Below are 12,998 nucleotides of genomic sequence, written 5' to 3'. Positions count from 1 at the left end.
TTCCGGCGGCGTCGATGCGTTTCCGGCCCGGTTGAGCAGAATGGGCCATCCGCACCGGAGCCCTGAGCCCATGCGCCGCCGCCACCTGCCGAGCCTCTCGATGGTGCCGATCCTGGTGCTCCTGGTCGGTCCGGCCCTTGGTCCCCTGCCCGTGCGGGCCTCCGAAAGCGCCGTGGTGCAGGAGATCCTCGATGGCAACGAGCTGTTCATCGACGGCAAGACGGCCAAGGTGAAGCAGAAGGCCGTCGCCCCCCAGAAGGTCAGCACCCAGAACAGCCGGGGCCAGATCCGCTTCGACAGCGGCGCCGCCGGCCGCCTCAACCGCTTCGCCCTGCTCAAGCTGGGCCAGGGCTGCTTCCTGATCGAGAAGGGCCAGATCCTGGTGTCGGGCAAGCAGAGCGGCTGCACCCGCTCCGCCCGCCTCAGCGTGCGGGGCACCAACTACCTCCTCGACGTCAATGAGTCGGGGGAGGCGGAGATCTCCGTGCTGGAGGGGTCGGTGGAGGTGGAACCCCTTGCCGATGGCGAGCCCACCGGCAAGCCGGCCACCACCGTGGAAGCGGGCCAGAAGTTGCGCCTCTCCCCCGCCGGGGTGGTGCTGGCGATCCTGGGGCTGAGCGTCACCGACTACAACAGCATCCTGGGCGGCCCCCTGTTCCAGGGTTTCAGGGTGCCGCTGCCCGCCTACGGCTCCCTGGAGAGCTACATCCGCTCCCGGGTGCCGGGGGTCAACCTGCCGGTGCCGATCAGTCCGCCGTCGCTGCCCTTCGGCCTGCCGCGCTTCTTCTGAGCCGGTGATCCGACCCCACCGGCTTCTGTTGACGGCCCTGGCGGCGGCCCTGGTCTGGCCCAGCGGCAGCGAGGCCAGCCCTGCGGGATCGGCGGTCGTGCAGGAGATCCTTGATGGTCGGGAGCTGTACATCGAACGCCGCCAGGCCCAGGTGCAGGAGCGGGCGTTCACCCCCGAGCTGGTCCGCACCCAGAAGAGCCGCGGCCAGCTGGGCTTTGCCGGTGGTGCCGCCGGCCGCCTCAACCGCTTCACCCAGCTGCGCCTCGGCAGCACCTGCTTCCTGCTCAGCAGCGGCCAGATCCTGGTGTCCGGCCAGCAGAACGGCTGCACCCGCTCCTCCCGACTCAGCACCCGGGGGACCAACTACGTGATCACCCTTCTCGACGGCGGCGAGCAGGAGATCACGGTGCTGGAGGGCTCGGTGGAGCTCCAGCCCCTCGCCAATGGACGGCCCCTGCCTGGGGCGCCGATCCTCGTGGCGGGGGGCACCCGGGTGCGGCTCTCCAGCCAGGGGGCCCTGCTCGGGCAGCGACCGCTGACGGCGGACGACTACGCCGCCATCCTGCGGGGACCTCTCTTCGAGGGGTTCACGGCCCCCTTGCCGGGCATGGCGGCGCTGGAGGCCTTCGTGCAGCGCCGTTTCCCCGGGGTGAGCGCCGCCCCGCCCAGGCCGTCGCTCAGCCGTGACCCCCTGGTGGAGACCATCAACCGCTACCGGGCCCAGGCCGGCCGCCCCGCCCTGCAATCCCTGCCGGCGGACCTGGCGGCCCGGAACGCCGCCTACCTGGCGCCGGTGCTGGAGGGGTTGCTGGTCAGCCGTGACTGCGACCACGACCGTTCCCGCTGGGGGGAGTTCCAGAACCGCATGGCCGCCTCAGGCCCGCTGATGCCCACCAGTGAGGTGATCGCCTGTCCGATGCCGGCCGCCGCCTGGAACCCGGAGGTGATCGTGTCGCGCTGGATGGGTTCCCCCTTCCACACCCAGATCCTGATCAACCGTCCGAAGGCCCAGGCCATCGACTGCGTGCGCCTGGAGCGCTCCGGCCGGGCCGTCGCCATCTGCACCCTCTGGAGCCCGCTGCCGCGATGACGGCGCGACGCCGCACCTTCAGGGTCCTGGTGGTGGCCGTGCTGGCCTGGGTGGGGGTCAGCGCCGGCTGGCCGGGGCCCCGGATGCGGGTCTGGGAGCGGGGCGTGGAGCAGCAGCTGCTGCTCCTGCGCGGCCCCCGCCGACCACCGCCGAAGGTGGTGCTGGTCACGGTCGATGACGCCACCCTGCAGCAGGGGGACTGGTTCGAGGAGGAAGGCAGGATCCCGGAATGGGCCAAGGGCGTCGGCAGCCTGCCCTGGCCCCGGGCCACCTACGGGATGGTGGCGGAGAAGCTGCTGCAGGCCGGCGCCAGGGCTGTGGCGGTGAATGTGGTCTTCGAGGGGCCCAGCGGCAAGGGGCCGGCCGATGACGATGCCCTGGAGCTGCGGCTGCGGCGCTACCCCGGCCGGGTCGCCCTGGCGGCGGAGATGCTCGAATCCAGCGACACCCAGGGGGCCGGAGCCCTCACCTTCGTGCGGCCGGAGCGTTTCCTGGCGGCCATCGGCGGCACCGGGGCCCTGGGGCTCACCAACATCCTCTCCGCCACCTCCAGCGAGGCGAGCCGCCACCCCGAGGCCTATGCCGGCGGCGTGCTCCCCGCCCGTGGTGCCGAGGGCTACCGCGCCCTCTCCTCCACCCTGCTGCGGCTGGGGGGCCAGCGCAGTCGCCAGGAGGACCGCCACAGCGCCCTCAACTTCTATGGCCCGGAGGGGAGCTTCCGCCGCCTCCCGGCCTGGGAGGTGCTCGACCCCGAGCGCTGGAAGACCCATCCCCTGCGCAAGGACGTGATGGGGGCGCTGGTGCTGCTCGGCCCGGTGGTGGCCCAGGGGACCGATGGCTACCCCACCCCCTTCGGCACCCTGTCGGGGCTGGAGGTGCTGGCCACCGCCACCGCCAACTCGCTGCAGGGGGACGGGCTGCAGCCCTGGCCCCGGCGTGCGCCGGGACGGGCCCTGCTGGCCCTGCTGCCGCTGCTGCTCGTCCTGGCGGCGGCCCGCCGCTGGAGCGACCTGCGCTGGCGGCTCGCCCTGGTGGTTCTGGTACTGGTCCTCCAGGGGGGGCTTGTCGTCGTGGCGCTGCAGCAGGCCCACCGCTGGCTGCCGCTGCTGGCACCCTCCTCGGGCCTCATCCTGCTGGGCCTGCTCTACGGGGGTGACGCCTACCTCCGGGAGGGGCAGGAGCGGCGGCGGCTGCGCCGCACCTTCGAGCGCTACGTGGCGCCCGGGGTGGTGGCGGAGATCCTCTCCGACCCGGAATCGGCCCAGGGCATCCTGCGGGGCCGCCTGCTGGAGGTGACCGTGCTGATGACCGACATCAAGGGCTTCACGGTGCTCACCAAGCAGCGCAGCGGCGAGGGCCAGAGCGAGCTGCACGTGCGCCAGCTCAACGAGTACCTCGGCGCCATGGTGGAGGTGGTGATGGCCCATGGCGGCACCGTCGACAAGTTCATCGGCGATGCGGTGATGGCGGTCTTCGGCTCACCGGTGAGTCGGGGTGTGGCCGAGGAGGCCAGCCAGGCGGTGCGCTGCGCCCTGGCCATGCGGGCGGCCCTGGCGGGCCTCAACGAGGACTGGGCGCGGCGGGGCATCGCCACCCTCGACAACGGCATCGGCCTGGCCAGCGGCCAGGTGATGGTGGGCCAGATCGGCAGCCCCAGGCGGATGGAGTTCACCGTGATCGGCGACACGGTGAACCTGTCGGCCCGGCTCGAATCGGCCACCCGGAATGTGGACGCGGCGGTGGTGTGTGACGCCCACACCGCCAGCCTGATCGCGGCCGACCCCGGTCTGGCGGCCCGCTCCTTGGGCCCCCAGGTGGTGAAGAGCCTCGGGGAGGTGGAGATCTTCACCGTCGCCCTGGCGGATCAGGCCTCCAGGTAAGTTCAGGCCTCCAGGTACGTCGTCTGCTCCAGGCTGGCCTTCAGGTGGGCCATCAGGCGGCGGGCATCGCTGATGGCCAGGTCGCCGCGGCCGATCGCCTGCTCGCTGGCCAGCCGCAGCCGCTCCAGCAGCAGGTCGGGGTCGTGCTCCATCGCCTCGAGCACCTCGGCGTTGGTGTTGCCCCGCACCACGTGGTCGACCCGGTAGCCGCCGCCGGCCGCCAGCCGGATGTGCACCGCGTTGGTGCTGCCGAACAGGTTGTGCAGGTTGCCCATCACCTCCTGGTAGGCGCCGCCCAGGAACAGCCCGATCCAGTAGGGCTCGCCGGGCCGCAGGCCGTGGAGTTCCAGCAACGGCTTGACCTGTCCCCGGTCGATGAAGCGGGCGATCTTGCCGTCGGAATCGCAGGTGAGGTCGGCGAAGCTGCCCAGCCGGGTGGGGCGCTCGTCGAGCCGGTGGATCGGCAGCACCGGGAACAGCTGGTCGATCGCCCAGGTGTCCGGCGCCGAGCGGAACACCGAGAGGTTGCCGTAGTAGGTGCCGGCCAGCGCCGCCGGCAGGGCCTGGAGCTCCTGGGGGATGACGGTGCCAGCGGGCAGGCCTTCGAGCTGGCGGGCGATCGCCTGGCAGCTGGCCCAGGTGAGGCGCTCGGCCGTGGCCCGCTCCGGCAGGCTCAGGTAGCCGAGCCGGAAGGCGGTGAGGGCGTCCTCCTTGAACTTGAGGGCATCGTTCCAGGCCTCCTGCAGCCGCTCCACCACCGCCCGCTCACCGGCGGCGTCCACCTCGAGGTCTCCGGCGGCGATCGCCGTGATCAGCGCGTGGGTGTCGCGCAGGTTGCGCAGGATCAGCGCCTCCCCCTCGGCCGGCGGCGGCACCGTTTCGCTGTGGCCGCCGGCTCCCAGCACGTCGAACACCAGCACGCTGAAGTGGCTGGCCAGGGCCCGGCCGCTCTCGCTCACCAGGGTGGGAGGGCGGATGTCGTGGGGCTCGCAGCACTCCCGGATCGTGGCGACGACGTCGTTGGCGTAGTTCTGCAGCGAGTAGTTGGTGGAGGCGGCGGTGGCGGTGCGGCTGCCGTCGTAGTCGATGCCCAGGCCGCCGCCCACATCCAGGAAGCCCATCGGCGCCCCCAGACGGGTGAGCTCGGCATAGATCTGTCCGGCCTCCTGCAGGGCGTCCTTGAGGACGGCGATGTCGTTGATCTGGCTGCCGATGTGGAAGTGCAGCAGGCGCAGGTCGTCGAGCAGGCCCGCCTCCCGCAGTCGCTCCACCGTGGTGAGCACGTCGGGGATCGAGAGGCCGAACTTGGCCCGCTCGCCCACCGAGCTGCCCCAGCGGCCGGTGCTGCGGGCCGAGAGCTTGGCGCGGATGCCGATGAACGGGGCCCCGCCAAGGGCGCTGCTGGCGGCGATGATCCGCTCCACCTCATCGGCCTGCTCGATCACCACCACCGGCTGGCGCCCCAGGCGCCGGGCCAGGATCGCCGTCTCGATGTAGCGCCGATCCTTGTAGCCGTTGCAGATCAGCAGGGCGTCGGGATCGTCGAGCAGGGACAGGGCGATCAGCAGCTCGGCCTTGCTGCCCGCCTCCAGGCCGAAGTGCCAGCGGCGGCCGCTCTCCACCAGTTGCTCCACCACGTGGCGCTGCTGGTTGCACTTCACCGGGAAGACCCCCTGGTAGCGGCCGTTGTAGCCGTACTGGGCGATGGCCCGCTCGAAGGCGCCGTGGAGACGCTCGAGCCGGTCCTCGAGGATGTCGTCGAAGCGGATCAGCAGCGGCAGGGTCAGGTCGCGGCCCTGCAGCTCCCGCACCAGTTCCACCAGATCGAGCGAGCCGCCGCGGTCGCCGCGGGGCTGCACGATCACCTGGCCCCGGGCGCCCACCCCGAAGTAGGGCTCACCCCAGCGGTCGAGCCCGTAGAGGGCCGCCCCGTCGGCGGCGCTCCAGGCGTCGGATCGCCCGGCAGGAGCGGCGGGCGCGCCCGGCGGGCTGGACGGGTCGGCGAGCACCATGGCGCCTGGAAGGAGGGAAGCCGGTCGGAGCGAATCTAGGCGGGGCCTTGTGGCGGCCGCCCTGGCCTGGACGTTGCGGGACCTCCGGCTCACCGGCGGGAGCTGATCCACGAACCTGTACAGCCCGTACAGGTTCGGCGTCGCGCCGGGGTTGCTTGCCAAGCGGCAGCCCCAGCGCGGACGATGGCCCGAACACCTCTCCCTTCCCCATGGCCACCGAACGCACCTTCCTCGCCATCAAGCCCGACGGGGTGCAGCGGGGCCTGGTGGGCGAGATCCTCGGCCGCTTCGAGCGCAAGGGCTTCAAGCTGGTGGGCCTCAAGCAGCTGGTGCCCAGCCGGGAACTGGCCGAGAGCCATTACGGCGTGCACCGGGAGCGCCCCTTCTTCGCCGGCCTGGTGGCGTTCATCACCAGCGGGCCGGTGGTGGCCATGGTCTGGGAGGGCGACGGCGTCATCGCCAGCGCCCGCAAGCTGATCGGCGCCACCAAGCCCCTGGAGGCTGAACCCGGCACCATCCGCGGCGACCTGGCGGTGAACATCGGCCGCAACGTCATCCACGGCTCCGATGCGCCGGAAACGGCGGACTTCGAGATCGGCCTCTGGTTCCAGCCCTCCGAGCTCTGCGAGTGGACGCCGGCCGACCAGGTGTGGCGGGTCGAGCCCTGAGCGGCCATCCTGGGAACCCTCGGGTCCCCGGGCCATGGTGCTGCGCAGGAGCCTCCGGCCTCCCAGGCCGCTGATACCGGTGGCTGTGACCGTCCTGATCGCCGGCCTGGCCCTGATCCTGCCCGCCGCCGGCCCCCTCGCCGGGGCCACGGCGGCTTCCAGGGTCCCCCGGGTGGTGGATGTGCCCTCCCGGCCGGCCTATGTCATGCCACCGGCGGCGCCGGAGCGGCCGGCCCTGGTGGGGCAGGTGCTGCGTCCGTCCACCGTGCTGCGCACCGAGAATCCCGGCCGCCTTCAGATCCTGCTGGCCGATGGCCGCAGCTTCCGGCTCGGGGGCAACGCCCTGCTGCGGATCGAGCCGACGCTGCTCGATCTGGTGCGCGGCCGGATCATCGCCTGGATCGCTCCCGGATCGAAGGAATCCACACCGCTGCGGGTCCGCACCCGGGTGGGCACGGCCTCGATCCAGGGCACCACGGTCTTCATCGAGGACACCGCCGATTCCGTGCTGTTCCTGAGCTGGGAGGGGGAGGTGGAGGTGCGCGCCGATGACGGCACCGTGTACCAGCTGACCGGCGGCCAGCGCCTGGAGGCCACCCCCGAAGGCTGGAAGGGCCCGCGCCGGATCGACGCCACCGAGGCGAGGCTGCGGCGGCGCAACAGCGAGCTGCTGAACGGTTTCGGGGCGCCGATGGAGACACTGCCGGTGCTTGAGCGCGAACTCGGACTCACCCCCTGATGCCCCCCTGGCCTGGGCTGGGGCGCCGGCTCTGGTGGCTGGCCCTGGCCGCCCCCCTGCTGGCGGGCCTCGACCGGGCGCCCCTCACGCCCCTGGGCCAGGGGCCGCGGCTGCTCGACGACCAGCTCGTCCAGACCTTCTTCCAGCTGCGGGGGGCCCGCCCCGCCCCGGCCGACCCGGTGATCCTGGCCATCGACGCCGACTCCCTGGAGCTGGGGGAACTGCTGGCCCCGGGCGAGCGTCAGGCGTCGCCCCTGTGGCGGCAGATGGGGCCCTGGCCCTGGACGCGGGCCCTGCAGGCCCGGCTGGCCGCCCATGTGCTCGAGCAGGGGGCGGCGCGGGTGCTGTTCAACATCGAGTTCAGCCAGCCCAGCCGCTTCGGCCCCGCCGACGATCGGGCCTTTGCCGCGACCCTGGCCCCCTGGCGCGAGCGGGTGCACCTGGCGGCGGTGTACGCCGTGCAGGAGGAGGGAGGGCTGGTGCAGAGCCGGCTGCGGCTGCCCATCCACCCGCTGGGTGCCCCCGGCCTCACCACCCTGCTCCAGTCCCCCCGGGGGGTGGTGGAGGCGGTGCCGGGCCAGGACTGGATTCAGGCCCGGCTGGGCGATTTCCCGCCGCCCCTGCCGCGGCCGATGGCCTTCCTGGTGCGCCCGGCGGCGCCGCCGCCGGCGCCGATGGGGCTCGACTTTCCCGGTCCCGCCGGCACCATGCCCCGCGTGCCGGCCTGGAAGCTGCTGGAGGCGCCGCCGTCCACCTGGCGGGGCCGCACGGTGCTGATCGGCGTCACGGCCCCGGGCCTGGGGGACTTGCAGGAGACGCCCTTCGGCCCCATGGCCGGCACCGAGATCCAGGCGGTGGCCCTCGCCAACGTGCTCCAGGGCCGGGGGCTGGGGCGGCTGCCCCTGGCGGGGGACGGGCTGCTGCTGCTGGGCTGGGGCGCCCTGGCGGGGCTGCAGCTGCGGCGCCCCGCCAGCGCCGGCGGCACCCTGCGGCTGGCGCTGGCCCTGGCGGGCGCTGTCCTGCTCGCCGGCTGGGCGGCATGGGCCGGGGCATGGATGCGCCTGCCCCTGGCGGCCCTGCTGCTGGCCCCGGTGGCCGGGGGCGGGGTGCGGGCCGTGGGCCAGGGGCTGGCGGAAAGCCGGGAGCGGGCCTATCTGCACCAGGTGCTGAGCCGGCGCGTCTCCCCCACCCTGCTGCGCGACATCCTGCGCAGCCCCGGGCCGCTGTGGAACCAGGCGGTGGGCAGCCGGGCCCGCTGTGCCGTGCTGTTCAGCGACCTGGTGGGGTTCACGCCCCTGAGTGCCGTGCTGGAGCCCGCCGAGCTGTTCGCCCTGCTCAACCGCTACTTCGAGGCCATGGCCGGGGCGGTGCTGGAGCAGGAGGGCCTGCTCGACAAGTTCATCGGCGATGCGGTGATGGCGGAGTTCGGGGTGCCCCGCAGCCGGGGGGATGCCGAAGAGGCCCGCTCAGCGGTGCGGGCCGCCCTGGCGATGCAGGAGCGGCTGGAGGCCCTCAACCTTGAGCTGGCCGCGGCGGGCACCCCACCGCTGCGGCATGGGATCGGGCTTCACTTCGGCGAGGTGATCGCCGGCAACCTGGGCTCCTCCCAGCGCCTGGAGTTCACCGTCGTGGGGGCCAGCGTCAACGTGACCAGCCGCCTGGAGGGGCTGACGCGCCTGTTCCCCGAGCACCCAATCCTGGTCAGCGGCGACCTGCTGGCGCTGCTGCCGGGGGAGCTGGAGGTGCTGCCGCTGGGGAGCCACCGGATCAAGGGCTGGCCCGTGCCCCTGGAGGTGTACGCCCTCCAGGGGCTGCGGCCAGGCGAAGCCGCGCCTGGCTAGGACGCCGCCGGGAACGGCCGGCTCCAGTGGAAGGGCGCCAGCAGGGCGTCGCCCGCCCCGCCCGCTCCGTAGCCGTTGCCGGCTGTGGTGATCGCTGCGGCGATCCGCTCCGCCGTGATCGCCGCCAGCAGCACGCCGTTGCGGTGGTGGCCCGTGGCCAGCCAGAGCCCCTCGATCGGTCCGGGGCCCAGCAGCGGAGCGTCGTCGGGGGTGCCGGGCCGGAAGCCCCACCAGCGCTCCATCGGTGGCCACAGGGCTGCCTCCGGCAGCAGGGCGGCGATGCCGGCCTGCAGCTGCTTCTGGCCCTCGGGGGTGAGGCCGTCGTCGAAGCCGGCCTGCGGTTCGCTGGTGGCGCCCACCACCAGCAGGCCGTCCTGCCGCGGCACCAGGTAGGTGCCGGGTCCGAACACGACCCGCTCCAGGCTGGCCCTCGGGCCCTGCAGCGACAGCATCTGCCCCTTCACCGGGCGCACCGGCAGCGCGGGCAGCAGCCGGCCGCTCCAGGCGCCGCAGGCGAGCACCGCCGTGCCGGCGGCGATGGCGTGCTCGCCCCCCTCGGCCCGGCGCAGCCGCACCCCCCGCAGGCGTCCGCCGCCTTCGGTGAGCAGCTCCAGCACCTCGGTGCCCTCCTCGAAGCGCACCCCCAGGGCCACACAGGCCCGTTCCAGGGCGCGCATCAGGCGGCGGCGGTTGTCGATCTGCCCGTCCTGGGCGAACAGCAGCCCCGCCCGCCAGGCGGGTCCGATCCCCGGCACCTGCCGCTCCAGCCCCGCCCGGTCGAGGGGCTCGCCGAAGGGGGCCGTGGCGTAGGCGTCCCGCTCGGCGGCGCCGGTGAAGGGGACGACGATGCCGCAGGGGCGCAGGCCGCAGGGGAGGCCGCTGTCGGCCTCGATGCGGGCCACCCAGGCCGGAATGCGCTCCAGGCTGGCCTGGCCCAGAGCCAGCATCGGCCCGCTGAGCCCCTCGGCGTGGGGGGCCAGCATGCCGGCGGCCACGAAGCCGGCCGCCTCGCTGCGGCGGCGGCTGAGCACGGTGGCGGAGCGGCCGAGACGGGCCAGCTGGTGGGCGATGGCCAGGCCCATCAGGCCACCGCCGAGGATCAGGACCGGTTCGGCGTCGGGAGGGGGGCCAGCCAGGACGCTCATCTCCAGCTCGGAAGACCCCCATTCAAGCGGCCACCTGCCGCTGCCTAGGATCGCCCCCAGTGCCTCCGGCCGAGCGCGGGGGGCCGACAGCGCCGGCAGGACTCGCGACCATGGCTGAAGCAAAGGAACAGGGGGCCTGGGAGGCCGTGATCGGCCTGGAGACCCACGTGCAGCTGGGCACCGCCAGCAAGATCTTCACCGCCGCCTCCACCAGCTTCGGCGACGATCCCAACACCCACATCGACCCGGTGGTGTGCGGCCTGCCCGGCACCCTGCCGGTGCTGAATCAGAAGGTGCTGGAGTACGCGGTCAAGGCGTCCCTGGCCCTGAATCTGCAGGTGGCCGAGCACAGCAAGTTCGACCGCAAGCAGTACTTCTATCCCGACCTCCCCAAGAACTACCAGATCTCCCAGTACGACCAGCCGATCGCCGAGGACGGCTGGATCGAGGTGGAGGTGGCCGAGAAGGGCAAGGAGACCTACCTGAAGAAAGTGGGCATCGAGCGGCTGCACATGGAGGAGGACGCCGGCAAGCTCGTCCACGCCGGCAGCGACCGCCTGGCCGGCTCCACCCACTCGCTGGTGGACTACAACCGGGCTGGCGTCGCCCTGGCCGAGATCGTCTCCAAGCCGGATCTGCGCACGGGCCGGGAGGCGGCCGAGTACGCCTCGGAGATCCGCCGCATCATGCGCTATCTGGGCGTCAGCGACGGCAACATGCAGGAGGGTTCCCTGCGCTGCGACGTCAACATCTCCGTGCGCCGGGGCCCGGACGCCCCCTTCGGCGTGAAGGTGGAGATCAAGAACATGAACTCCTTCTCGGCGATCCAGAAGGCGATCGATTTCGAGATCGCCCGCCAGATCAAGGCCTATGAGGCCGGTGAGCCGGTGGTGCAGGAAACGCGCCTCTGGGACGAGGCCAAGCAGCTCACCAAGAGCATGCGCAGCAAGGAGGGGGCCTCCGACTACCGCTACTTCCCGGACCCGGACCTGGGGCCGATCGAGGTGAGTCGCGCGCAGCGGGAAAGCTGGCGCGCCGAGCTGCCCGAACTGCCGGCGGCCAAGCGCCACCGCTACGCCGAAAGCCTGGGCCTCTCGATCTATGACGCCCGGGTGCTCACCGATGAGCGTTCGATGGCCGAATACTTCGAGGCGGCGGTGGCGGCCGGGGGCGACCCCAAGGCCGTGGCCAACTGGGTGACCGGCGACATCGCCGCCCACGTGAACGCCAACCGGCTGTCGATCGCCGAGCTGCCGCTGAAACCCGAGCAGCTGGCCGAGATGGTGCAGCTGATCGAGGCGGGCACCATCAGCGGCAAGATCGCCAAGGACCTGCTGCCCGAACTGCTCGAGACGGGCGGCTCGGTGGCGGCGATCGTCGAGTCCCGCGGCCTGGGCATGATCTCCGACCCGGCGGCGATCGCCGCCATCGTGGCCGAGCTGCTGGCCGCCCACCCGGAGGAGGTGGAGGCTTTCCGCGGCGGCAAGACCAAGCTGCAGGGCTTCTTCGTCGGGCAGCTGATGAAGCGCACCGGCGGCCGCGCCGACCCCAAGCTGGCCAACCGCATCCTCAGCGAGCAGCTGAAGGGCTGAGGGATCGCTCAGCGCTGACTAGCGTTGGGCCATGACCTCGGCCCCCGCAGCTGTCAGACGCCACGCGCGTTTCACGGTGGATCAGTTCCACCGGCTGTGCGATGCGGTGCCCGAGCAGCGGTTGGAACTGATCGATGGGGAGGTGCTGCAGGTGATCGCCAAGGGGACACGCCACACGGCGGTGGTTCATCGGCTGATCGCCGCCATCCAGGCCTGCCTGGCGGCTTCTCCCCCGGTGCCCCTGCAGTTGCGGGTGGAGGCCCCGCTCGACCTGGGCCCGGCCGATGAGCCCGAGCCGGATCTGGCCCTGGTGGCCCGCCGCAACGACGACTACTGGGACGCCCATCCCACCGCCGCCGACACCGCCCTGGTGATCGAGGTGGCGGACAGCAGCCTGGCCTTCGACCTGGAGGCCAAGGCGCGCCTCTATGGCGCGGCCGGCATTCCCCACTACTGGGTGATCGATGTGCAGACGCCCCGCCTGCACGTGGTGCGTGAGCAGAGCACCGGCCTCGATGCCGCCGTCCTGGCGGCGCTCAGGCGGGCGGTGGAGACGGTGCTGCGGGAGCTGCCCCGGCCCTGAGCGCACTCTCCACCTGTGGGGCCAGCGCCTCCGGCCCGCCTCGGTTGTCGAGCACCACCGTGGCCAGGGCCCGCTTGCGCGCCAGGGGCCACTGGGCCGCCAGCCGGGCGCGGGCGTCGTCAGCGCTGAGCCCATCACGCCCCATCAAGCGCTGCAGCTGCTGGTCCTCGTCGCAGTCCACCAGCCAGATCTCGCTGCAGAGCGTGTCCAGCCCCGCCTCGAACAGCAGCGGGATCATCAGCACCACCACCGGCGCCTCCCGCAGCCGCTCCAGTTCGGCGGCGAAGCGCTGGCGCACCAGTGGATGCACCAGCTGCTCCAGCCAGCGGAGCTCGGCGGCGTCGCTGAACACGATCCGGCCGAGGGCGGCCCGGTCCAGGGCCGGCAGCGGCTCACAGGGCTCACCCGCTCCCTCCGCCAACACTTGCTCGCCGTAGCGCTTCGCCACGGCCCGGGCGCCGGAGCTGCCCGGCGCCAGCGCCTCGCGGGCATAGACATCCGCATCCAGCACCGGCAGACCGCGCTCGGCCAGCAGGCGCCCCACCGTGCTCTTGCCGCTGGCGATGCCGCCGGTGAGGCCGATGCGGCGCTGGGCCATGGAACGGTGGGGAGGAAGCGGTGGCTGGGGCGTCGCCGCCGGTACGCCGGAACGTGAGCG

The 12,998-nt window shown here is 72.7% G+C and carries 11 protein-coding genes; 8 read left to right on the top strand and 3 right to left on the bottom strand.

All coding sequences use genetic code 11. The features are described 5' to 3' along the window. The first annotated feature begins 70 nt into the window (after nt 1-70). Genes VB738_RS01015 through VB738_RS01005 form a run of 3 tightly spaced genes read left to right on the top strand, consistent with a single transcriptional unit; the run spans nt 71 to nt 3,760 of the window. The gene (locus tag VB738_RS01015; RefSeq protein ID WP_106219455.1) at nt 71-790 is read left to right on the top strand and encodes a FecR domain-containing protein; all 720 of its coding nucleotides are present in this window, start codon (nt 71-73) and stop codon (nt 788-790) included. 4 nt (nt 791-794) lie between these two features. Next, nucleotides 795-1,880 carry a hypothetical protein gene (locus VB738_RS01010; RefSeq protein WP_323303961.1) on the top strand — a complete coding sequence of 362 codons (1,086 nt, stop codon included), beginning with the start codon at nt 795-797 and terminating at the stop codon, nt 1,878-1,880. Continuing rightward, entirely contained in the window at nt 1,877-3,760 is a 1,884-nt protein-coding gene (locus VB738_RS01005; protein ID WP_323303960.1) for an adenylate/guanylate cyclase domain-containing protein, read from the top strand. The genes VB738_RS01010 and VB738_RS01005 overlap by 4 nt, the downstream gene beginning before the upstream one ends. A gap of 2 nt (nt 3,761-3,762) precedes the next feature. Here VB738_RS01005 and speA read toward each other — a convergent pair whose 3' ends face one another. Beyond that, on the bottom strand, nt 3,763-5,772 hold the full coding sequence (gene speA / locus VB738_RS01000; protein ID WP_323303959.1) for a biosynthetic arginine decarboxylase: 2,010 nt from the start codon (nt 5,770-5,772) through the stop codon (nt 3,763-3,765). Nucleotides 5,773-5,981: 209 nt separating this feature from the next. On the opposite strand from speA, the gene ndk reads away from it, so the two are divergent. The 3 genes from ndk (at nt 5,982) to VB738_RS00985 (ending at nt 9,020) form a co-directional block, all read left to right on the top strand. Further along, entirely contained in the window at nt 5,982-6,440 is a 459-nt protein-coding gene (gene ndk, locus VB738_RS00995) for a nucleoside-diphosphate kinase (RefSeq protein WP_323303958.1), read from the top strand. 79 nt (nt 6,441-6,519) lie between these two features. Further along, entirely contained in the window at nt 6,520-7,179 is a 660-nt protein-coding gene (locus VB738_RS00990; RefSeq protein ID WP_323303957.1) for a FecR family protein, read from the top strand. Further along, the gene (locus VB738_RS00985; RefSeq protein ID WP_323303956.1) at nt 7,179-9,020 is read left to right on the top strand and encodes an adenylate/guanylate cyclase domain-containing protein; all 1,842 of its coding nucleotides are present in this window, start codon (nt 7,179-7,181) and stop codon (nt 9,018-9,020) included. Before VB738_RS00990 ends, VB738_RS00985 begins: the two co-directional genes overlap by 1 nt. Here the strand turns inward: VB738_RS00985 and VB738_RS00980 are convergent. Further along, the gene (locus tag VB738_RS00980; protein ID WP_323303955.1) at nt 9,017-10,165 is read right to left on the bottom strand and encodes an FAD-dependent oxidoreductase; all 1,149 of its coding nucleotides are present in this window, start codon (nt 10,163-10,165) and stop codon (nt 9,017-9,019) included. The genes VB738_RS00985 and VB738_RS00980 overlap by 4 nt on opposite strands. 110 nt (nt 10,166-10,275) lie before the next feature. Between VB738_RS00980 and gatB the strand changes: the two genes are divergently transcribed. After that, nucleotides 10,276-11,757 (top strand): Asp-tRNA(Asn)/Glu-tRNA(Gln) amidotransferase subunit GatB, encoded by a 1,482-nt coding sequence (gatB, locus tag VB738_RS00975; RefSeq protein WP_323303954.1) that lies wholly within the window; start codon nt 10,276-10,278, stop codon nt 11,755-11,757. Nucleotides 11,758-11,788: 31 nt separating this feature from the next. Next, nucleotides 11,789-12,340 carry a Uma2 family endonuclease gene (locus tag VB738_RS00970; protein WP_323303953.1) on the top strand — a complete coding sequence of 184 codons (552 nt, stop codon included), beginning with the start codon at nt 11,789-11,791 and terminating at the stop codon, nt 12,338-12,340. On the opposite strand, the gene coaE is transcribed toward VB738_RS00970, so the two are convergent. Further along, nucleotides 12,294-12,938, bottom strand: a complete 645-nt coding sequence (gene coaE, locus VB738_RS00965) for a dephospho-CoA kinase (protein ID WP_323303952.1) — start codon at nt 12,936-12,938, stop codon at nt 12,294-12,296. The two genes, VB738_RS00970 and coaE, sit on opposite strands and share 47 nt — an antisense overlap. Nucleotides 12,939-12,998: the final 60 nt, after the last annotated feature.

Origin of the sequence: Cyanobium gracile UHCC 0139, from assembly GCF_034931325.1 — a bacterium.
Taxonomy (GTDB): domain Bacteria; phylum Cyanobacteriota; class Cyanobacteriia; order PCC-6307; family Cyanobiaceae; genus Cyanobium; species Cyanobium gracile_B.
This window is presented reverse-complemented; position numbering and strand designations above follow the sequence as displayed.